Source organism: Clostridiales bacterium (assembly GCA_030016385.1).
In the GTDB taxonomy this organism is placed as follows: Bacteria; Bacillota; Clostridia; order Clostridiales; family Oxobacteraceae; genus JASEJN01.
Genome location: JASEJN010000006.1, coordinates 1 through 20,978 on the forward strand (window position 1 = coordinate 1; position 20,978 = coordinate 20,978).

23 protein-coding genes, 1 pseudogene and 1 riboswitch are annotated in these 20,978 nt (G+C 38.5%); of the genes and pseudogenes, 3 read left to right on the forward strand and 21 right to left on the reverse strand.

The annotated features are described in order from the left end of the window. Positions 1–79: 79 nt before the first annotated feature. The 3 genes from QME45_02405 to QME45_02415 form a co-directional block, all read right to left on the reverse strand. A complete protein-coding gene (locus tag QME45_02405) occupies positions 80–1,693 on the reverse strand; it encodes an RDD family protein (GenBank protein MDI6617511.1) in 1,614 nt (537 codons plus the stop codon). A gap of 76 nt (positions 1,694–1,769) precedes the next feature. Next, a complete protein-coding gene (locus QME45_02410; protein ID MDI6617512.1) occupies positions 1,770–2,306 on the reverse strand; it encodes a spore maturation protein in 537 nt (178 codons plus the stop codon). Positions 2,307–2,317: 11 nt separating this feature from the next. After that, positions 2,318–2,896, reverse strand: coding sequence for a nucleoside recognition domain-containing protein (locus QME45_02415; protein ID MDI6617513.1), 579 nt, complete (start codon positions 2,894–2,896; stop codon positions 2,318–2,320). Between the two features lie 230 nt (positions 2,897–3,126). On the opposite strand from QME45_02415, the gene QME45_02420 reads away from it, so the two are divergent. Continuing rightward, positions 3,127–3,375: a metal-binding protein gene (locus QME45_02420; protein MDI6617514.1), complete on the forward strand. Its 249-nt coding sequence runs from the start codon at positions 3,127–3,129 to the stop codon at positions 3,373–3,375. A 653-nt stretch (positions 3,376–4,028) separates the two neighbouring features. Beyond that, complete coding sequence (locus QME45_02425) at positions 4,029–4,226, forward strand: hypothetical protein (protein MDI6617515.1); 198 nt, start codon at positions 4,029–4,031, stop codon at positions 4,224–4,226. 25 nt (positions 4,227–4,251) lie between these two features. Here the strand turns inward: QME45_02425 and QME45_02430 are convergent, their stop codons facing one another. From QME45_02430 to QME45_02480, 11 genes and pseudogenes are all read right to left on the reverse strand, one after another. Then, positions 4,252–5,256 carry a hypothetical protein gene (locus QME45_02430; protein MDI6617516.1) on the reverse strand — a complete coding sequence of 335 codons (1,005 nt, stop codon included), beginning with the start codon at positions 5,254–5,256 and terminating at the stop codon, positions 4,252–4,254. 168 nt (positions 5,257–5,424) lie between these two features. Next, positions 5,425–6,000: a TasA family protein gene (locus tag QME45_02435; protein ID MDI6617517.1), complete on the reverse strand. Its 576-nt coding sequence runs from the start codon at positions 5,998–6,000 to the stop codon at positions 5,425–5,427. Between the two features lie 54 nt (positions 6,001–6,054). Beyond that, positions 6,055–6,615: a signal peptidase I gene (locus QME45_02440; protein ID MDI6617518.1), complete on the reverse strand. Its 561-nt coding sequence runs from the start codon at positions 6,613–6,615 to the stop codon at positions 6,055–6,057. A gap of 55 nt (positions 6,616–6,670) precedes the next feature. Continuing rightward, positions 6,671–6,844, reverse strand: coding sequence for a hypothetical protein (locus QME45_02445; GenBank protein ID MDI6617519.1), 174 nt, complete (start codon positions 6,842–6,844; stop codon positions 6,671–6,673). A gap of 52 nt (positions 6,845–6,896) precedes the next feature. Next, positions 6,897–7,121 (reverse strand): annotated as a pseudogene (locus QME45_02450) (flotillin family protein). A gap of 106 nt (positions 7,122–7,227) precedes the next feature. After that, complete coding sequence (locus QME45_02455; GenBank protein ID MDI6617520.1) at positions 7,228–7,506, reverse strand: zinc-ribbon domain containing protein; 279 nt, start codon at positions 7,504–7,506, stop codon at positions 7,228–7,230. Between the two features lie 333 nt (positions 7,507–7,839). Then, entirely contained in the window at positions 7,840–8,565 is a 726-nt protein-coding gene (locus QME45_02460; protein MDI6617521.1) for a ComF family protein, read from the reverse strand. A gap of 40 nt (positions 8,566–8,605) precedes the next feature. Further along, positions 8,606–10,834, reverse strand: coding sequence for an ATP-dependent RecD-like DNA helicase (locus tag QME45_02465; GenBank protein MDI6617522.1), 2,229 nt, complete (start codon positions 10,832–10,834; stop codon positions 8,606–8,608). 99 nt (positions 10,835–10,933) lie between these two features. Continuing rightward, on the reverse strand, positions 10,934–11,089 hold the full coding sequence (locus QME45_02470; protein ID MDI6617523.1) for a YvrJ family protein: 156 nt from the start codon (positions 11,087–11,089) through the stop codon (positions 10,934–10,936). Positions 11,090–11,282: 193 nt separating this feature from the next. Continuing rightward, complete coding sequence (locus QME45_02475; protein ID MDI6617524.1) at positions 11,283–11,507, reverse strand: DUF2922 domain-containing protein; 225 nt, start codon at positions 11,505–11,507, stop codon at positions 11,283–11,285. Positions 11,508–11,557: 50 nt separating this feature from the next. After that, positions 11,558–11,785 (reverse strand): DUF1659 domain-containing protein, encoded by a 228-nt coding sequence (locus QME45_02480; protein ID MDI6617525.1) that lies wholly within the window; start codon positions 11,783–11,785, stop codon positions 11,558–11,560. A 324-nt stretch (positions 11,786–12,109) separates the two neighbouring features. Here QME45_02480 and nagA point away from each other — a divergent pair, with 324 nt between their 5' ends. Continuing rightward, positions 12,110–13,246, forward strand: coding sequence for an N-acetylglucosamine-6-phosphate deacetylase (gene nagA, locus QME45_02485; protein MDI6617526.1), 1,137 nt, complete (start codon positions 12,110–12,112; stop codon positions 13,244–13,246). Between the two features lie 72 nt (positions 13,247–13,318). On the opposite strand, the gene metK is transcribed toward nagA, so the two are convergent. The 7 genes from metK to flhA all read right to left on the reverse strand — a co-directional run bounded on the left by metK (position 13,319) and on the right by flhA (position 20,933). After that, complete coding sequence (gene metK, locus QME45_02490) at positions 13,319–14,500, reverse strand: methionine adenosyltransferase (GenBank protein MDI6617527.1); 1,182 nt, start codon at positions 14,498–14,500, stop codon at positions 13,319–13,321. A 100-nt stretch (positions 14,501–14,600) separates the two neighbouring features. Beyond that, positions 14,601–14,704: riboswitch (SAM riboswitch) on the reverse strand. A gap of 100 nt (positions 14,705–14,804) precedes the next feature. Continuing rightward, positions 14,805–15,608, reverse strand: a complete 804-nt coding sequence (locus tag QME45_02495; GenBank protein MDI6617528.1) for a flagellar hook-basal body complex protein — start codon at positions 15,606–15,608, stop codon at positions 14,805–14,807. A 192-nt stretch (positions 15,609–15,800) separates the two neighbouring features. Then, positions 15,801–16,166, reverse strand: coding sequence for a hypothetical protein (locus QME45_02500; GenBank protein MDI6617529.1), 366 nt, complete (start codon positions 16,164–16,166; stop codon positions 15,801–15,803). A 13-nt stretch (positions 16,167–16,179) separates the two neighbouring features. Beyond that, a complete protein-coding gene (locus tag QME45_02505) occupies positions 16,180–16,917 on the reverse strand; it encodes a FliA/WhiG family RNA polymerase sigma factor (GenBank protein ID MDI6617530.1) in 738 nt (245 codons plus the stop codon). Between the two features lie 29 nt (positions 16,918–16,946). Then, complete coding sequence (locus QME45_02510; protein ID MDI6617531.1) at positions 16,947–17,831, reverse strand: MinD/ParA family protein; 885 nt, start codon at positions 17,829–17,831, stop codon at positions 16,947–16,949. Further along, positions 17,828–18,904, reverse strand: a complete 1,077-nt coding sequence (flhF, locus tag QME45_02515; protein MDI6617532.1) for a flagellar biosynthesis protein FlhF — start codon at positions 18,902–18,904, stop codon at positions 17,828–17,830. Before flhF ends, QME45_02510 begins: the two co-directional genes overlap by 4 nt. After that, the gene (gene flhA / locus QME45_02520; protein ID MDI6617533.1) at positions 18,894–20,933 is read right to left on the reverse strand and encodes a flagellar biosynthesis protein FlhA; all 2,040 of its coding nucleotides are present in this window, start codon (positions 20,931–20,933) and stop codon (positions 18,894–18,896) included. The genes flhF and flhA overlap by 11 nt, the downstream gene beginning before the upstream one ends. Positions 20,934–20,978: the final 45 nt, after the last annotated feature.

Consider the following 20,978-nt stretch of genomic DNA (forward strand, 5'->3'; position numbering starts at 1 on the left):
TTGAATCTGCCGAATGAGTGTTCAAAATAACATAAACTCATATTGCGAATTGAAGTTTTAGAGAAACGTATTTCTTGTATTATATTGGTTTTGAAAAGCTCAATATCCTGATAAAATCATTTACTTTCATAAGGATCTTATTGCTCTTGAAAAGAATTATGGAATATTTGCCGCTTTGTCCGGATAAACTCTTCGATGTCATATAAAAATCAATGCTCTTGTCCCTGCTAAAATCAACTATATCGTCAAGGGACAACGCCAGTTGCTTTTTATATTCCCTTCCGCCGTTCCACACATTGAGGAGTCTGTTACCTGAAAGCGCATACGATGCCATTACCGGATACTTTCTGTCCGAACTTTTCTGTCCGCAAAAGATCAATTCATTTTTACCATCGAAATTCATATCTCTTATAAGCAGAGATACGCTGCCTTTCAACGGCATATCGATAATCTTCTTCTGGACATATTGCTTCCCATCATACATATTAAATGTAACTTTCCCGTTATTAGTTAAGCCAACTAAATAATTCACATCATTAAACATACCCATGCTTATTTCATTATAGCTATACGGCCCTGGCAGGGTAAGGTCCTGACTTTGAACCTTCCCATCGCTCATGGATATTACAGTCACTTTATTTTTATCCCCAAGAACATAAAGCCTGTATGGTATATTCGAAGCGGGTTTGCCTTTAGTTACACAGTCGATCGTCTTGTATCCTATGGGGCCGAGTGATCCTATCTCAGCAATATTTTGATCTATCTTGTATATTTTAAGAGTTTTATCTTCAAACAAAATAGCAAGTTCATCCTTTTTATCGCCGTTTATATCAAGAAGTCTGAATTGTATTATAGGTTTTGGAAGTTCAATGCTTATATCCCCATCTATCGGTTTATTGCTTAGCAGGCGCACATTTTTTATAAATAATTTTTTATCCGCCGTACCTTCCCTGAATACTTCCACACCTCTATCTCCATCTATGTCCCCTGCCTGAATTACATCCTTTTTTTGTGCTGCGGCTCCCGTGGATGCGGCAGGAAGTTTATATTCGAGCTGGAACTTTGAAAAATCAACATCTTTATCAAAGCCAAACATTCCTATATCATATATCAGATATTTCGAGCCCACATTCAAAAAAAGTGCAAAACCAGCAAAAAAAACCACGGCAAGGGCACTGCAAATCCATTTATTCCATTTTTGAGGCTCTTTAGTATATATATCCCTTGCATATTTTGCCTCTTCCCTGCCGCCTGATATTGCAGCAGTGCCGGAAATCAAATCATGCCAGCTTAGTTTCCTCCTGTTGACTACTATTGAGATAAATCCGAGATCAAGTAAAAGCCACGAAAAATATTTGAAAAATTCCCTGATTAAGATCTGCAATAATGACGGTTTTGAAGAACAACGCGATATAATCCTTACGCCAAATACGAGCTTGCCCAATGTGGCATTAAAAAAGTATGTAAATATAATCCTGTAAATCAAATCGATAATAGCGACAAAAATTACTGCTTTTGCCAGGCCGAAATGTTTATACAAAAGGTATCCCATGCCGAACATCAAGGCGAAATCTATGCTCCATGCAAAAAAACGTTCAAAAAAACCGCTATAGTCCACGGATTTATAGGCAAGGTTCTTTTGCCTTTCGTCCTCTCTCAGGCTTTGCCGGGCTTTCTGATAGTTATTGTCCATAAGCTCCCCCCTAAATTATGAATATACGTCTTTTATTTCTACGAAAATTTTGGTTTTCCTTCTTTTGACACAATAATTATTGCTTGAATACTATTTTGCAAATGATGCATGATGCTACAACACCTGTAAAATGTGCTATAAGCGCGCACGACAGAGTATGCCTCATTTTTTTTATCCCTACGGCTCCATAATACACCGCCATAGTATAAAAAATCGTTTCAGTCGATCCCATCATTGTAGATGCTATCCTGCCTGTTAAGGAATCAGGGCCATATTGCTTCAATATTCCGGCAGTGATCCCAAGAGACGCGCTGCCGGACAGAGGTTTCATTATCACAAGAGGCAAAACCTCAGAAGGTATGCCAAATAGGCTGGAAACAGGGCTTGCGATGTCAGTTATGGCTTTTAACACTCCTGATTCTTTAAATATCGATATGGCAAACAGCATTGCAACAAGAAATGGCAATATCTTTACGGATACTTTGATCCCCTCCTTTGCACCTTCAATGAAAATCTCATAAACTTTTACGCCCTTTAAATATCCAAAAGCCAGGATGAAAATAATTATCGCAGGCATGCAATAAATGGAAAGCTGTTTTACTACAACAAGCATTTAGGTACCCCCTAATCGTAATACTTTCTCAATAGTTTGCAGGAGATTATGCCCATTATTACTGCGATTAGTGTCGTAATGATCGTTGGAACAACTATTTCGGACGGATTTTCCGATCCTGCGGATGTTCTTATAGATATCACAGTCGCGGGGATCAGCTGTATGCAGGCAGAATTCACAACGAGAAACATAACCATAGAATCCGTCGCCCTGTCCTTTTTATAGTTTAACTTTTGCATTTCCTCCATAGCTTTTATTCCAAAGGGTGTCGCGGCATTTGACAGCCCCAGCATATTTGATGCAAGATTTAAAATAATTGCGCTGAATGCAGGATGTTTCATGGGTATATCGGGAAATATCGCTTTCATCACAGGTGACATAGCCTTCCCGATTAAATCGGTAAGCCCCGACTTTTCAGCAACTTTCATCACGCCGCACCATATGCACATAACGCCAACAAGGCCTATTGTCAGCTCAACAGCAGACGCTCCACCTTTTATTGCCGCATTCATTACTGTATTTGCATTACCATTAAGAAAGGACAACAATAAACCTATTAAAATCATAAAAAGCCATATAGTATTAATCAAACGATCCACCCCTTATCAAAAGGATTCTCCTAAATTATATGAATAAAATGCACCTTAATAGAATTAAGTTTAAAATGGTATATATATAAATAATTTGAATAATATTCTTCAAATATAAAATATACCCTGTGGATTATAAATGAAATTATTTTGAATATGATATATAATAAAAGTAATAAAGCTGTTATTTAAGACAAAGGTTATTATATAAACTTAAGGGAGTGATATTTATGAATACACAAGATGCAATGAGATATGTAGAAAGTGAATATGAGATCATAAGGCTCACACCTTGTGAAATTTGCGGCGGGGAATACCTCCAGAATTATCAGGAAATAGTAAGCAAGGATGACCTCACATATGATATATTGACATGCGTATGTTCAAAGTGTGGACATGAGAAATCTTTTGAATTTTATGCTCCTTATCTTGATGAAATTAAAAAGCCTGTTAAGGTTATAAAGAAAGCATATAATTAGTATCCACTCTCTATCTAAACCTTTCTAAGCAAGAAAAATCTATCAAGAAACCAATTTAGATATCCGCATTACTACTCTGCATTTTTAGAGACTATAGAGCCCTTTAAGCAGTGCCATTAATATTTTCAAATATGAAAAATGCCTGATATTTCATATGCGCAGGCAGGTAAATCAACTAAAAAATCAAGCAGGGGGCATATGGTCATCTGCCTCCCGCTTGATTTAATTTATTCATATTTCTTTTTTTCTTTTTTTACCTTATCTTCCTTTGGTTTTTTCTTTGCTTCTTTCTTTATGCCTTTATCCTTTGACATGCCTTCTACCCCCTATAAAATAAATAGTATGAGCATTAATTTCATGCCCAGGAAACATATTTGAATTTACATATATATTAGTATAATTTGTTTTTGTTTTCAAGTTTTTTATATAAATTCTCGGATATTTTTTGTATAAAATACTTATATAAAACAAAAAACCGTATTTATATACAAAATATATTCAGAATTTGAAGAATATTATGGAAGCACAAAATCAAGAAAACATTAGAGATTATTATACTATTGCAATATATTATTTAACAAAAAATTTACTTATTTATTGTATACTTATAAGAAGAATGAAATATAATAGAGGTGAAGAAAGGGGGAAATGATATGACTCGAAAATGCATATGCCATGTATGTGGCAGAAAGTTTGATGCGGATGTCGATCTTCCGGGTGGCATTATGTATGGCGGCAGGCTCTTGGTATCTTGCAATATAATCGATCCCAAAGCCCATACACCCAACGAAAGATTAAGATCCTGGCAAAAGTTTCTTGAAGAAAATCATCCTTATTTAAAAAGAATCTAAATAAGGATGATTTTCTTCAATCCTTTTACATATTATTTCTTATTAATTTCCAATACACATACTTAGTACGATCCTGTTTATCGCCATCAACGCTTTTGCCTGTTGCGCTTATCTCAAAACCCTTCCAAGATGAAGGAAAAGCATCGTTTGCTATTTTGATAGTCATGCCTTTATTATCAATATCATATTTAACTTTTATTTTGCTTAAATCGATACTGCCCTCTGGAATTGCTTCTTTTTTGTCATAGCTGTATGTTTTTTCACTACATTTATGCCCTTCAAGTTCAATGGTAATTGCCGGTTCAGCGCTACCATGCCTTATGGATATCTTATAATACTGGTAATCCTGAGTCGGATTATCCCAGTTAAAATAAAATATCGCATAATATCCATTCTCTGTACCACTTTTATTCGTACCTTCCAATGTAAAATGATTGCCGAATTCGCAATTTCCATCCGATTTAGAGATGATATAAATCTTATCTTTTTTCTCGCCGTTTAACTCCTGATTATACTGCATGGCATATACATCAAAACTATATGAAATACTTTTGCCCTGACAGGTATTGCCGGCGGCATGATCCAGGGCAGCGCCAAATGATATATCCATCACCTGGCCGGGATTTATGGCAACAGGGTCGATGTTCATATACTCTTCACTTGTTAGAAAACCAAGCTTTCCACTATAGACCTCATTGTTTCCTATTTTAATAACAGTATTTATAAAATTTCCAAGCATATTATTCCCACTCGATACGGAAATTCTATATAACCTTACCGGAAACGCACCGCCGTTTTTTATCTTTGATATCTTGGTTACTTGGGGCATTCCGGGCCGCAATCCGCTAAAAGACACGGCGTTTAATCTTTCCGGCATGCTATTTGAATCCCCATCTATTCCGCCTAATAAAATTCTTCCCGAAGACATTACACCGTCGCTTCTAATTTTACCGGTAAAATAAGAATATGTATAAACGCCTGCAATCAGTAAATATATAAATAAAACCAATGATAATAAATATTTTTTCATTTTTCATCATTCCTGCAGTCAAATTTTTATAAAGGGGATACAATTTTAACTGTATCCCCATCAATCTTCAATCCTTTGCCAAAAGCTACACAATTTTGCTCGTAGTAAATTTATGATTATGGATTGAATAATAAATAAAACCTGCTATAAAACAATCTCTGGATTTAATCAAGATTTAACCTGTTCGGCAAGAAAACTTACACCCACATTGATCGTTTTGCCCTGGTAGCTATTGTCAGCGCCCTCGTTCAGCCATACTTTTCCGCCAATATTTATTGCGTCGTCGCTATTTGCATTCAACGTTATATCTTTAACTTTTTCTTCAAGCCATGATTTAAAACCATCCATCGACATGGACCCGGAAGTAAGTTCATTCTCCGCACCATCATGTTTTATCACAACTGTAGCATCTATCCTGAATTCCTTCCTGTTTTCAGCACCGGAACTTTTGTTGGATGATACATCTACCTGTGCATTGATGTTTACCGGCATGCTTCCGGTATTTGAAACAGTTATGGGGTTAATATTATCGGATGAAGGTTCTTCCTGAGGATAAACATTGCTTAATTCAAATAATTTATATGAATCTTTATTTTTGTAACTTGCACCGATCCTGAATGTCCCTGCGCTTATTGTGTTTCCCGTGCTTTCAATTCTGGCGGTAAACCATGCATATGTGCCGGCTCCCATCACAAACAAAAGCATGAGCAAAGTGAATAAGGAGATTATCAATTTCCTTTTCATATGTACATCCCTCCTTTCTCTTTGGAATTACCTCTTACGACTTTTTCTATCGGATTATTTTACGGCAGATTTAAGCCTGTTTTTCTTATATTCAGTAAGGCTTCCGATAAAATCGATTGTTTTAAAAATAAATAATAATGTTGAAGGCAGTATTATAAGCAGTAAAATACCCGCCCTGCTTTTTACGAAACGTGTTACATATCCTGCATAAGGTATTTTATAAGCAAGGGTGCCTGTAATTTGTTCCGGCTTTATATTCTCATCATCCGCGATATTATTGGAATCACCTTTCGTCCTGTAAAAAAGGCCGTTGCCGTTTTTGATTACATCGACAACCCTGTGGGTGATCATCCCGTTATTTTGAGATTTGTATGTTATTATATCTCCTATATCTATGCTCCCATTCGCTTTTCCCTTTACAATGATTAAATCCCCCGCATCAAGCACCGGATGCATGCTTCCGGATAAAACCGCCAGAAATCTATACCCAAACATGGAATGGCTATTCTCAGGATTTATAGATGAATACAAAAAGAAAACAAGAGACATGAACAGTATGATTAAAAGTACTGCATATAAAATACTATCCGCAATTTTTATAATTTTAACCTTCATAGCAGCCTCCCGATAATTTGTATCTTATTGGGATTATTGTACTTATATGCTAATTTTATACATATATCAATAATTTCTTTAAATACAAAAGTACTAACTCTATTACACAAAATCTTATAAAACCGCTAATTATATCTATACAATCTTCAATAATAATACCCACTTTATCATCCGCATCCTTTATTACAATCGGCCTGAATCCATTCCTTTCTCTTAATACCTCGGCCATCTTCGATATTGTCGTCTCTTCCGCCCGTGAACCTAACGGCAGATAATATAAATTTGTCTTCAGTGATTATTATAAATTCAGCTAAATTAAACGCATATGTTCCCTCGCGGATGATACCTCTTTGTGGGCCTCTTTGTCCACCATTCAGGATAAAACCCCTCGCATTCTGGAAATTATCGCTCTCAGGAATAACCCTGCCAAGAGTCTATGTAGGTTTCAGCGATTTCCCGTCACGCGCAAACACATAAGCTATCTGACCCTGGGGTATCGTCACAAGAGGGCATATATGAAAATAATAATTACAAAAAAAAGCCCCACAAAAGTGGAGCTTTCAAACCCGGACGCGGATTTAATGATTATAACCCTCTCGCAAAGCTCGGGGATTACTTTCTTGCCTCGAAACATTCACGGCAATAAACCGGTCTATCCTCACTGGGCTTAAAGGGAACTTCAGTTTCCTTTCCGCAAGCTGAGCAAATCGCCTTGTACATTTCCCTTTTTCCGCCTTGTGCTCTTCTCGCGACCTTTTTAGCCTGTCTACACTCTTTGCAGCGCACAGGTTCATTTTGGAATCCCTTTTCAGCATAAAATTCCTGTTCTCCTGCAGTGAATACAAACTCCTTACCGCAGTCTTTGCATACTAATGTCTTGTCTTGATACATTGAAAATCCCCTCGCTTTGTGGCAGCTTAGCCATCAAAATAAATTTATTTAAACCGGGCCATTGCCCTGGTTTACAAATTAAAGTTATATTAGCTGACCTGGTTTTTGTCCCCACACTCGCCTGCTGGAAGTTTCGCTCAAACTTTACGTCCCTCACTAATTCCTCTCTCGCTATTTCTAGCGGCAGGACTTACCCCTAAACCGCACCATGCTCGTCAGATTTTGTCTGATTTACGTGGATCGTTTCGCCTGCGACTAGCATCGATTTTCAACCACAGACCTAATATAACACTACACTAAATTATAACCTCATTTAATATAAAAAATCAAGAATTATTTAAAAAATATAGGGCAAGCGGCTGTAATACAATAAACTTTTCCCGCTCCATTTTTCTTGAGCACCCTGCTGCATTCATTTAGCGTTGCACCTGTCGTCATCACATCATCGACCACAAGTATAGCCCTTCTATATATTATTTTATTACGTACAGTATCAAATGCTCCTCTTACATTGTACATTCTTTCATATTTTGTAAGGGTTGTTTGACTTTGCGTATTTTTCTTCCTTATCAGTACGTCATCATATACTCTGATACCGCATTCGTGCCCGATTTCAGCGGAAATAAGATATGATTGATTATATCCCCTTTGCCTTATCTTATCCGGATATAGTGGGACAGGCATAATCATATCTATTTTCCATCCCTTCTTCATAAGTCTTAAAGCCATAAATTTACCTAACGAATGGGCTATTTCGGTATTGCCTCCATACTTTAGGCTATGCAGCATATCCTTTACGATCCCTGTAAATTCAAACACAGAAAGCCCTCCGTCAAAATCCGTCCTGCCGTCTTTACATTCGGGACATAGGGATTCTCTTTCATCCTCAACAGGCCGTCCGCATTTTCTGCATACGCTGCCTGATAAAAAAGAAAGGGATGCTGTGCAGTACCTGCATAGGCCGAATTTATTCACATTTGCCCCACTCAATCTGCAGAATGCGCACCTTTCCTGCTCCGGATATATTATTTCAATTATTCCATCAAGTATATTCTTCAAATAAGATTTTATTTCATATACCTCATTTCATGATACTCTTTTAAAATATTCCAGTTCCCGACAATGTGCTCAACCTGAACCCGAGGGCAGAATATCTTTTCGCTATCCTGTTATTTTTCACCATACCTGCCAGTACCTGTTTGCTACCTACCATCACTACAAGTTTTTTGGCCCTTGTAACTGCAGTATATAGAAGGTTTCTGGTCATAAGCATAGGCGGACCCCATTCAGAAGGCATTACTACCACGGGGAATTCGCTTCCCTGACTTTTATGGACGGTAACGGCATAGGCAAGCTCAAGTTCATCGATATCCGTAAAACTGTAAATCACCCTTTTTTCATCGTCAAAAATAACTGATAAACAATTATTTTCATTATCGATATATTCTATGTAACCTATATCGCCGTTAAAAACGCCTGTACCGTTTTTATCTCCTCCACCTGCTAATTTTTCCCACTTAATATTATAGTTATTCTTTATCTGCATTACTTTATCGCCAGTTCTAAAAACAAAATCTCTTATCTTTTTCTCGTCCTTGTCAGGTGATACCGGATTTAGGATTTCCTGGAGGCAGCTATTAAGGTTATAAACGCCGCAAATACCCTTTCTCATAGGCGTCAGAATCTGTATATCCTTTAGCGGGTCGAAACCTCCCCTAAATTGAGGCAACCTGTACTTTACGACCTCCAGTATGGTTTTCAACGCTTCCTCCTGGGATGCCGACCCAATAAAGAAGAAATCCCTTTCTTTTTCATTGATATAAGGCAGTTCACCTTTGTTTATCCTGTGGGCATTTACAATAATAAGGCTTTCCTGCGATTGCCTGAAAATCTCTTCCAGCTTTACTACAGGGATTATACCGCTATCTATAAGATCCCTCAGCACATTTCCGGCTCCAACCGATGGAAGCTGATCCACATCGCCTACAATTATAAGCTTTGTTCCGGGTACTATTGCCTTTAATAAATTATTCATAAGCAGTATATCTATCATTGAAGCTTCATCTATTATAATGGCATCTGCATCTATAGGGTCGGAGTCATCTTTTAGAAAGACCATGTTATCTTCTCCATCCGTATATCCCATCTCCAAAAGCCTGTGTATGGTTTTGGCTTCTCTTTTGGTTGCCTCAGTCATCCTCTTGGCAGCCCTCCCGGTGGGAGCAGCCAGCGATATATTGAAATTTTTCTTTTCCAGTATGTTTAAAATGCATTTGATAATCGTTGTCTTTCCTGTGCCAGGTCCACCCGTTATGATGACAACGCCTTTTTCGATAGCGCCTTTAATCGCATCTTTCTGCTTTTTAGCAAATTCTATCCCCGTATCATATTCATATTTTTTAATTTCGGCATCTATATCGAGCTCTATTTTCTTTGAACTAGCATTCAAAAGTTCGATTATTCTCTTCGCCACCCCTACTTCCGCATAATAAAAGGGCATCAGATATACAGCCGGAGTACCATTTATATTTTCCATTACGAGTTCTTTATCCATTACAAGCGAAACACAAGCTTCCTCAAGCACAGGCTTTTCCACCTGCAACAACTCTGAACATTTATCCAGCAGATAGTTTCCGGGAAGATAAGTATGCCCGCTTTTCGCACAGCTCTCGCTAAGTATGTATTTTATACCTGCCATAAGCCTGTATCTTGAAGTCTTTTCGATGCCAAGGCTTTGGGCGATCCTGTCGGCTGTCTTAAAGCCTATTCCGTAAACATCCGTTATAAGGATATATGGGTTTTGTTTTATTTTATTTATTGCATTCCCGCCGTATAGTTTATATATCTTTATAGCATTGCCAGTGGATATGCCATATGTCTGAAGGTATACCATCACATCTCTTAGATCTCTCTGCTTCTCAAAAGATTCGGCTATGGCTTTAGCTTTCTTTTCACCTATCCCCCCTATGCCTATGAGCTTTTCAGGATTATACTCGATTATATCCAGAGTATCTTTTCCAAATTTATCTACAAGCTTTTTTGCAGTAACAGGCCCTATTCCATGTATCAGACCCGAAGATAAATATTTCTGAATCCCGTTTTCCGATGTCGGCACAATTTCGGAATATGACTCGACTTTAAGCTGCTGCCCATATTCCGGATGCCTGACCCATTCTCCTCCCACTTTAATATTTTCCCCTTCATTTATTAGAGGAAGGTATCCGACAATTGTAACCATTTGATCTTTATTTTTGAGCTTTGCCACAGTATACCCATTGGATTCATTTGTATATATGATCGTATCAATCGTACCTTCAAATTCAAACAATAGAATCTCTCCCTGTAAAAATCATTACATATATTATAGCATAGGGGACGTTTTCCTGGCTCAATAAAATTGAGCCAGGAAAACGTCCCCTATACAATCTTACTTTTTTACTGTACCAAGAGCTGCTATGGATTTTGAGAGTTCATTTATGCTGTCATTCAACTTTTCGATCTTGCTTTCAGTCCTCACTAGAAGAAATATCGATATGCCTATTGGAAAACCGAGGTTAGCAATTATCTGGGCTATATCCTCCAATCCCCATCCCCCCTTCTTAAAGTAAAGGCTTACCGGCTGCATAATCTTCAAAAGCATTATACAGCCGGTGCTCTTTACATTTTATTCGCCAGATCTTCAATCCGTAATTTGAAATCAGGCATAAATGGGATTATGTTGTTTTGAGCAACGAATGGGTGCTTAAAATAACATAAGTTCAACTGCATGCATCTGCCTATTTCACTGAAATATCCTGAACGGATCTCGTTACAATCTGGGCACCTGCTAAAGCAACCAAATCTCCTCCGTCAGTCTCGAAAATATTCTTTTCAACTATCGACTGCATGGCGCTCTTTACTTCTGCGTCTGTCAGTCCTTCCTTTGCGTTGTCCACCGATATCCTGGTGTTTTTCCCCTGTTGATTCTGAAATATTAAAACCAATGTTTTAACGGGCATCATTTTCACCTCTTTTCCTTATTAGATTTTCACTCTTGGGAATGTTTGATTGCCTACGCTTGATTAACGAGCTCGTAAGTATCCTGTTTAGCTACTGAAACAAGCGGTGTGCTTTCCATGGAGTCTATAGCCTGTGCGATAGCGTATATGTCATCGTCCAGGGCATCTGTCTTTACTCTTCTGAAAGACTGCGTAGCTAATATGTCCTTCCCTTCCTCATCGGTACCTGTCTTTACCTTTAGCTGAAGAATCGTTGAAAGCTTGTTTGCAATTGCCGGCATTGTTTGCACCTCCTCTCATTATCGATTATCAGTTTTAATTCCTCCTGACAATTTAAATATACAACCATATATTGCCACCTGCTAATCGCAATTCATCTATGCATGTTAATAAGAAATATGGTTTCTGATTGGAAAATTCACAAATTATAGGTGAGCTATATGAAAAATTAAATTTTCCACAACGAGTTTGACAAATCATAAATAATGTAGAAATCATGCTGCGGAAGTTTGCTGCGCAACTAAAAAGTAATTTGAAAATAGTAATGGATGCTTATGCATTATGTTATAATATCTATATAAATGACAGCTAAAGGAGGTAATTTAGTGTTATTAATAAAAAACGGGAATATAATTACAGACGATAAAATAATCGAGGGGAAGAATCTCATTATTAATGAAGGGAAAATTTGTGCAATAACAGATGATGCTCCTGACATTCCTGATGTAATCGATGCCAAAGGCTTGTTTGTTTCACCCGGGTTTATCGATATACATATCCATGGAGCAGGCGGATATGACGTGATGGATGGAAGCGTGGAAGCTATAAATGGAATTTCTAAGGTTATAGCAGAGCACGGTACCACATCATTCTTTCCGACTACTATGACAACATCTGTTGATGATATCAAACACGCTGTACAAGCTGTAAAAGAAGCGATTAAGCTAAATAGGAATACTGCAAATATAATGGGCATGCATCTTGAAGGGCCCTTTATAAATCCAGTTTTTAAGGGAGCGCAGGAGGAAAGATTCATCGTAAAACCCAGTATAAAATTGTTGTCATATATACTGGATGATGATTTTTCTATATTAAAAAGGATTACTATCGCCCCTGAAATTGAAGGCTCACATGAACTTATAAAATTCCTCGTCGGGCATGGTATCGTAGTCTCGGCGGGGCACAGCAATGGAACATATGATGAGATAATGGATGCGATCGGCATGGGAGTTACACATTCCACCCATCTTTACAATGCTATGAGAGCTTTGAATCACAGGGAACCCGGAGTCGTGGGTGCCATATTCGACAGTAGCATAACAACCGAATTCATTGCAGATGGAATACACATACATTTTGCTGCCATAAGGGTGGCCATTTCCATAAAAGGATACAAAAACTGCGCTCTTATTACTGATGCAATGCGGGCATGCTGCATGAAAGATGGCGTATATTCCCTTGGCGGTCAGGAGGTTTTTGTCAAGGAAAATGCAGCAAGACTTAAGGGCGGCACTCTTGCGGGAAGTACCCTCACACTGGATAGGGCTGTAAGGAATGTGCTGAAAAACACCAGCTTGAATATCGCGGAAGCCGTTTCGATGGCTACTTCCGTCCCTGCAAAGATAATGGGAATAGACAATAGAAAGGGATATATAAAACAGGGCCATGATGCGGATATAATTATTTTCGATAATGGTATAAATATTAAGAATGCTATAATCGGCGGAAAAGTTATAATGTAAAATGATGTGCCGCCGCATAATTGAAATATTCATCAATTATGCGGCGGCACATTTTTATGCCATTTTCAATTATTACAGAAGTCTTTTAATCTCATCCACTTTGTCTAAATGCTCCCATGGAAGATCTATATCGGATCTCCCAAAATGGCCATATGCAGCCGTCTGCTTATAAATAGGCCTTCTTAAATCAAGCTCTCTTATTATTGCCGCCGGCCTTAAATCGAACAATTTATTTATGATGACTGATATTTTTTCGTCATCGATAATCCCTGTGCCAAATGTATCGACTGCGATTGAAACAGGTTTGGCAACACCTATCGCGTATGCTGCTTCTATCTCAAGCTTTTTAGCCGCTCCTGCAGCGACAAGGTTTTTGGCAACCCAGCGAAGGGCATAAGATGCGGAACGGTCCACCTTTGTCGGATCCTTACCTGAAAACGAACCTCCACCATGCCTTGCATATCCACCGTAAGTGTCAACGATCAATTTCCTGCCTGTCAATCCTGAATCTCCCTGGGGACCTCCAACTACAAATCTCCCAGTCGGATTGATATAATATTTCGTATTTTCATCGAGATATTTTTCCGGAATGACTTTTTTTATAACCTGTTCAATAATATCATTTTTGATAGTATCATGGTCTACGTCGGGACTGTGCTGCGCTGAGACTATCACCGTATCCACCCTTACAGGTTTATCGTCATCGTATTCGATTGTAACCTGCGTCTTGCCATCCGGCCTTAAATAATCCAATATGCCGTCCTTTCTCACTTTTGAAAGTCTTTTTGCGAGTTTGTGGGCGAGAGAAATAGGAAGAGGCATATACTCAGGTGTCTCATCGCATGCAAATCCGAACATCATTCCCTGATCCCCTGCTCCTATCTCTTCTACGCCTCCAAAATCTTCTCCCATTTTTGCTTCTAGAGCCTTATTGACCCCCAGTGCTATATCCTGCGACTGTTCATCTATGGATGTAAGTATTGCACAGGTATCACAGTCGAAGCCGTATTTTGCCCTCGTATAACCTATATCGGCTATCGTCTTCCTGACGACCTTGGGGATGTCTATGTAGCATTTTGTAGATATCTCACCCATTACCATCACAAGTCCCGTTGTAACTGCAGTCTCACATGCTACCCTTGCATATTTATCGTTTGCCAGTATTTCATCCAGTACAGCATCGGATATCTGATCGCATATTTTATCGGGATGGCCTTCTGTAACGGATTCCGAAGTAAATAATTTCTTTGTCATATCTTTTTTCCTCCTATATTTTGTTTGAATACCTGAAAAACCAAGCCTTCGCTGCAAAATTAAAAAGCCTCTTTCTAAAAAGAAGAGGCTAATCATCAAACCCTCATCTCCCAGAATAAATCCTGCAGGAATTGGCACCTTGGCATTTAACATGCTGGTTGCCGGGTTTCATCGGGCCAGTCCCTCCACCTCTCTCGATAAGAGTGTTATATAACACACAAATCAATATTAATTTTTAAAATATTTAACTATCAACTAAGCACGAGTAAAATATACCATACTTTTTCTGAACTGTCAATAAATTTTATTTCAGAGAACCTACTTCATTGACTGTTTTGGAAAGGGTTTCATCTATCGATTGCAGCACTCTCTGATTTGCCTGATATCTCCTTAAATTCGTAATCATATTCACAAGTTCCAGTTCCATATCGACATTTGACTGCTCCAGCTTCCCCTGCTCGATACTATATGAATTCGTACCTAACTCAACCGGATTGGCATTGCTCCCGTTATTTATCTCATACATGTTTTTCCCGAATTTATGTATATCATTATAGTCGTTAAAATCCACTATTGAAAGCGTGTACTTTTTAACCGAATCGACATATACATTTCCTTCGCTGTCTACAGTCACTTTCCCGTTTCCTACGTTTACAGGTACTATTTGACCAGTATTTGCATCTCTTGCAAGAAGTTTGGATCCATCAGAAGACACGACATTACCTTGCGCATCTAATTGAAAACTGCCGCATCTTGTGTACAAAACAGATTGATTTTCACCATCGAAATATTCAACCGGAAAAAATCCTCTTCCGTTTATAGCGAAATCCAGATTATTGTCCGTGGTTATAACGGGTCCTTGCGTAAAGTCGGTATATGGGCCGTCGCTTAAAACTCCAAGAGGCATAGCCCCCAGTTTTTGCACGGCAGGCTTGCCGAATCTTTCATTGCTTTTGTTTTGCAGCATGACATCCCGGAAAGGCACAGCAATAATTTGGTCCTGTTTGAACCCGACAGTCGTCGAATTTGCAATATTATTCGCCGTGGTATCCTGATCCACCTGATTTTGTATCATGCCAAACGCTGAAGCATAAATTCCTCTAAGCATAATAAATCACACCTTACTTTCATTTATTATATAATGCTTTGACTTCACTTTGATAAATCATTCCCATAGCTCTTGCTTTCTTTTCCACTTCAATTTTCGATATATTTTTCTTCGGAATCACCATAAAAATCACAGCGCTTATAATGAAACCTATACCTACGCCGAGTATAACCCTGCTGTCAAATAAATAGCCTATCTTTTTATACCAAGCCTTAATAGTACCTCCCCCTTTGTTATGTTTAACTTTTCTGCGATTTCCTCAATACTTGCGCCATTGTTTTTAAGTTCTGTTATTTTTTCGTTTATATCATCATTATCCATGACTTTGGTATTCACTTCTTTATTTTCCTGCTCTAAATACGGTTCAATTCCGGATATAAGAGTGTCAATCTTTTCATCTATCTCATCTAACCTCTCAGCTATCACATCCTGCGAGAGATAATCCTGAAATTTTGAATCCCTTTTACTTTTATCAGTCCGGTTTTTCTTACTATTTCTGCATCCGTTTATTCCCACAACCACTAAAATTATCCCTGCAGACAGCAATATATATTCCATGGTATCCTCTCCATCAGCCGATATAATTCATTTTCTTCATATTTTCCCTAAGCCTTATAATCACCCTGCTGTGAATCTGACACACTCTCGATTCCGTTATTCCAAGAAGTTTTCCTATTTCCTTAAGTGTAAGTTTTTCATAATAATATAATGCCAGAACAAGCCTGTCCTTTTCATTTAGCATATCGATGGCCTTTTTTAGTACCTTTATCATTTCCCTATCTTCAATCATTTTTTCGGGTCTCGGGCTTCTTTCATCCTCAATCAGAGAATAAAGGTGAACATCATCGCCGTCCGATTGGAAAACGACTTCATCAAGGGATTCCATCGAAAGATAGTTAATGTATCCTTCAATCTTTCTAAGCTCATAGAGATCTATTCCAAGGGCATCCGCTGTTTCCTCGTCGGTAGGCTCTCTTTTCAACTCGTTTTTTAGTTTTTCCCTGGCCTGATTTAACTTTGAAACCTTGGCAGTGGTACTCCTCGGCACCCAGTTCAGTTTCCGAAGTTCATCTATGATGGCACCCTTTATTCTGATACATGCGTATGTCTCAAACTTTACACCCTTTGATGGGTCAAATTTGTCTATTGCATCTATAAGGCCTATTACTCCAAAACTTATAAGATCATCAACGCTAACAGGGGAGTACTTGCTTACAAATGTTCTGCCGACTATGTACTTTACCAGCGGTAGGTAGCGTATTATCTTTTCTTCTCTGGTTTCGTTATTAGATACAAATGAATTTAACATATTCAACCTCCATTATTAACGCTGCCGTACTATTCCATTTTACTGAATAAATACGTTACTTTATTTAAAAAGTATCTTATGCCACCTGTACTTTTCGATGCATCCGGCAAGCCGGATATTGCATGGGCGATATTGTCTATGCATTTGCTGGCACTACAGTTCGGGTAATTGATTTTGAAAGGCTTTTGCTCCATCACAGATCTTTTTACCCTCGCATCCTCCATTATATAGCCTAAGTTATAAATATTTTTATCTAAAAATTTCTTTACGGTAGTATCAAGTCTTTTATATGTCACTGTTGCTTCCTTTTCATCACGTACTTTGTTTACGATAACATTTATTTTTTTCTCCGGAATGTATTTCAGCACGACTTTTATAAGACTATATGCATCTGTTATAGATGTCGGCTCCGGTGTTGTTACTACGATTGTTTCATTGGAAGCTGCAATAAAACTCAGTACATTTTTTGATATCCCCGCTCCTGTATCTATTATCAAAATATCGGTATCCAGAAGTCTCTCAAACTTCTTGGATAAATTATCCCTTTGCATATCATCAAGATTTGCAAGAGTTTCAATGCCGGAACCGCCAGGTACGATCCTTATGCCTTCCGGCCCGTTTATAACAATATCATCTATCTCCTTATGATTATAAATGACATCATACAGTGTAAGCTTTGGAACGATCCCAATTACCACATCGACATTCCCGAGGCCTAAGTCCGCATCAAAAACCAGCACCCTATTTCCCATTTCCCTTAAAGATATTGCGACGTTTATCGAAAAATTTGTCTTGCCGACTCCGCCTTTTCCGCTTGCAACAGCTATTATCCTTATTTTTTTATTAACTTTATTGCTCTTTCTCTTTCTGTATTCCTCTACATACTTCCTCAGATTCTGAGCTTGGTCCATCATACTCTGCCCTCCCCTATTAAAAGGTTTAAGAGCTTATCCTTATCGGCTTTTTCAATATCATCCGGCACATTTTGCCCTACGGCTATATAAGATATAGGCACTTTCGCGTTATATGCGACATTCAATATGGATCCGTATGCAGCCGTTTCATCCAGTTTAGTGAGAATAATGCTGTTATAGTTCATTTGCCCGAAACCTTTTAAAATTTCAAGCAAATCTATGTATTTTGTTGTCATGCTTACAGTAAGATAAGTTACATCCGGCTTTATTCTATCGAGATAAAGCTTAAGCTCCGAAAGCTGCATCGCATTTTTTATACTTCTGCCCGTTGTATCTACGAGTATGCTGTCACAATCTCCAAGGCGGTCAAAACATCTTTGTATATCTCCTACTGTATTTACCACCTCAAAAGGAAGTCCCAATATATCGGCGTAAATCTTAAGCTGCTCGACTGCGCCTATCCTGTATGTATCTATAGTTACAAGGCCGACCTTGTTTTTCATATTGAGGGCTTTAAAGGCCGCTATCTTCGCAATAGTCGTGGTTTTTCCGACCCCCGTCGGCCCTATAAAGGCCTGCACTCTTCCGTTCTTTTGTATGCCTGTCTTTATTACTTCGCCTATTCCCTTTACAAATATCGCATCGGAAATTCTCGACAGATTTTTATATTCTTCCTTTTCCTTAATAGATTTCAATATCGAATTGATAACATCTTCGCTTACATCTCTTTCCAGCAGCAATTTCCTTATGCCCGTCTTCTTTTCTCTTTTTATTTTTTTCTGTTTTTCAGCGGTCAGCTTCTGAAGCATTTCTTTAACTTCATATATCTCCTGCTCGATTTCCATTTTATTTGCATTATCTTTGGAAAGGCTGACTCCTTCAGTACGGCCGATGTTTCTTTCCGGAACATCGAGGGCTGCCGTAACCTCGAGCCTTTTGGGCAGGAACATCCCGCGTATCCCTTTCTGCCTTATAAATCTTTTATTCACTATCAGCGCCTGAGGCCCGAGTTCAAGTCTTATTAAATTTAAAGCTTCACTCATTGTGTCGGCAACATATTTTTTAATTATCATCCAGACTCACTACTCCCACAGAATTAATGGCTACATTAGCAGGTACTTCATTCATCGATATTACCGGAATATTAGGATACACCATCTCAAGCATCCTTCTGAACGCCAGTCTTATCCTCGGTGAACATAATATTACGGGTGTATTATTATAAAAAACATTATTATCAGCGATTTTCTTTATACTGCCCAATATTTTCTCAGTATTACCGGGGCTCAACGACGGGAATGAACCCTGGAAAGATTTATGTATATTATCACCTATAATCTGCTCTAATTTCGGATGAATAGTTATCACATTTATCGTATTATTTTCATCTATAAATGGTTTGCATATAACCCTACCCATTGCATATCTTACATATTCTGTAAGAAGCTCTATGTCTTTGGTGTTTCTCGCATTATCTGCCAGGCTCTCAAGTATTGTTTCAAGATCCCTTATAGGCACCTGTTCCCTTAAAAGATTCTGCAGCACTTTTTGCACATCCCCGATAGTCAAAAGGTCAGGTATGAGCTCCTCTACGACAGCGCTGCAGCTTTCCTTTACGCTATCTATCAGCATCTTTACTTCCTGCCTTCCTAAAAGTTCATAGCTGTGCTGTTTTATGACTTCTGTAAGCTGGGTTATCAATACCGTTACGGGATCTACAACCGTAAGCCCCATCATTTCGGCCTTTTCTTTTTTATCAGGCGTTATCCATACCGCTGGAAGATGGAATGTCGGCTCATGTGTCTTTATACCCTCTATTTTCACATCGGAATTAATCGGATCCATCGCCAGGTAATGGTTGCTCATAGATTCACCCTTGGCAATTTCTATTCCCCTTATCTTTATAACGTATTCATTTGTTCCAAGCTGTAAGTTGTCCCTTATTCTGATAGGCTGGACAAGTATCCCGAGTTCAGTGGCACATTGCCTCCTAACTGCAGATATCCTCTCTAAAAGGTCTCCGCCGGCTTTTGTATCGGTAAGCGGTATAAGTCCGTATCCTATATCTATTTCAAGGGTATCGACATGAAAGAGATTCATTATATTATCAGGCTCTTTATTTCTATTTTCCTTATTTGCAATTTCGACAGCCTTTTTATTTATCATCTTTCCCTTTTTCTTATTGCCGTCCTTCTCAAGGGTATAAGCAAAATAACCTGTTGATACGGCAAGTATTAGAAAAGGTATTGCCGGAAATGAAGGTACCAGCGCAAATATAAAGAGTATTACGGAAACTATTGCGATTGCACTTGGAAAGGCTTTAAACTCTCCTGTAAGTTCGCTTCCAAAGCTTTCATTCCCGCCGGAATGCGTTACGAGTATTCCTGTCGATGTTGAAATCAATAAGGCAGGTATCTGCGATGCAAGGCCGTCTCCTATAGTCAAAAGGCAATACTGCTTCAGTGCGTCCATAACAGCCATACCCTGCATCATCCCGACGATCACACCGCCTATTATGTTAATAAAAACGATTATTATTCCTGCTATGGCATCGCCCTTTACAAACTTGCTGGCACCATCCATAGCTCCATAAAAGTCTGTTTCGAGGTGAAGTTTTTTACGCCTTTCAACAGCCTCGCTCTCGTTTATTATTCCGGCATTCAAATCCGCATCTATGCTCATCTGCTTGCCAGGCATGGCATCTAGCGTAAACCTTGCGGCAACTTCCGCAACCCTTCCGGAACCGTTTGTAATAACCACAAACTGTATAACAAATATTATGATAAATATAATTACACCTACAACATAATTGCCGCGGACGACGAAATTGCCAAATGCGGCAATTACCCGCCCTGCATTTCCGCTCGTAAGGATCAGGCGCGTTGAAGATACATTAAGCCCTAACCTGAAAAGCGTGGAAACTAAAAGCAGCGTAGGGAACACCGAAAATTGGAGCGTATCCGTAGCAAAAAGCGTAAGCAAAAGCACAATAAGCGAAAACGCCAGGTTAAATATAATAAGTATATCGATAATTCCAGGGCTTAAAGGAATAATAAACATGACTATTATCCCGAGTACGCCAAGAGCTACTGCCGTATCCATATTTAAGAAAACGCTTTTAAATGATTCAATCCTTTTTTCCAATGT

Bases quoted from the DNA above. Each gene is read 5' to 3' on its own strand.
- QME45_02495 (MDI6617528.1), bottom strand. From the start codon at position 15,608: ATGCTTAGAGGAATTTATGCTTCAGCGTTTGGCATGATACAAAATCAG.
- QME45_02410 (MDI6617512.1), bottom strand. From the start codon at position 2,306: ATGCTTGTTGTAGTAAAACAGCTTTCCATTTATTGCATGCCTGCGATA.
- QME45_02420 (MDI6617514.1), top strand. From the start codon at position 3,127: ATGAATACACAAGATGCAATGAGATATGTAGAAAGTGAATATGAGATC.
- QME45_02405 (MDI6617511.1), bottom strand. From the start codon at position 1,693: ATGGACAATAACTATCAGAAAGCCCGGCAAAGCCTGAGAGAGGACGAA.
- QME45_02475 (MDI6617524.1), bottom strand. From the start codon at position 11,507: ATGATGCCCGTTAAAACATTGGTTTTAATATTTCAGAATCAACAGGGG.
- flhF (MDI6617532.1), bottom strand. From the start codon at position 18,904: ATGATAATTAAAAAATATGTTGCCGACACAATGAGTGAAGCTTTAAAT.
- QME45_02430 (MDI6617516.1), bottom strand. From the start codon at position 5,256: ATGAAAAAATATTTATTATCATTGGTTTTATTTATATATTTACTGATT.
- QME45_02505 (MDI6617530.1), bottom strand. From the start codon at position 16,917: ATGTTAAATTCATTTGTATCTAATAACGAAACCAGAGAAGAAAAGATA.
- QME45_02510 (MDI6617531.1), bottom strand. From the start codon at position 17,831: ATGATGGACCAAGCTCAGAATCTGAGGAAGTATGTAGAGGAATACAGA.
- QME45_02445 (MDI6617519.1), bottom strand. From the start codon at position 6,844: ATGGCCGAGGTATTAAGAGAAAGGAATGGATTCAGGCCGATTGTAATA.
- flhA (MDI6617533.1), bottom strand. From the start codon at position 20,933: ATGGATACGGCAGTAGCTCTTGGCGTACTCGGGATAATAGTCATGTTT.
- QME45_02435 (MDI6617517.1), bottom strand. From the start codon at position 6,000: ATGAAAAGGAAATTGATAATCTCCTTATTCACTTTGCTCATGCTTTTG.
- QME45_02500 (MDI6617529.1), bottom strand. From the start codon at position 16,166: ATGGAATATATATTGCTGTCTGCAGGGATAATTTTAGTGGTTGTGGGA.
- QME45_02440 (MDI6617518.1), bottom strand. From the start codon at position 6,615: ATGAAGGTTAAAATTATAAAAATTGCGGATAGTATTTTATATGCAGTA.
- QME45_02425 (MDI6617515.1), top strand. From the start codon at position 4,029: ATGACTCGAAAATGCATATGCCATGTATGTGGCAGAAAGTTTGATGCG.
- QME45_02455 (MDI6617520.1), bottom strand. From the start codon at position 7,506: ATGTATCAAGACAAGACATTAGTATGCAAAGACTGCGGTAAGGAGTTT.
- QME45_02480 (MDI6617525.1), bottom strand. From the start codon at position 11,785: ATGCCGGCAATTGCAAACAAGCTTTCAACGATTCTTCAGCTAAAGGTA.
- metK (MDI6617527.1), bottom strand. From the start codon at position 14,500: ATGACAAAGAAATTATTTACTTCGGAATCCGTTACAGAAGGCCATCCC.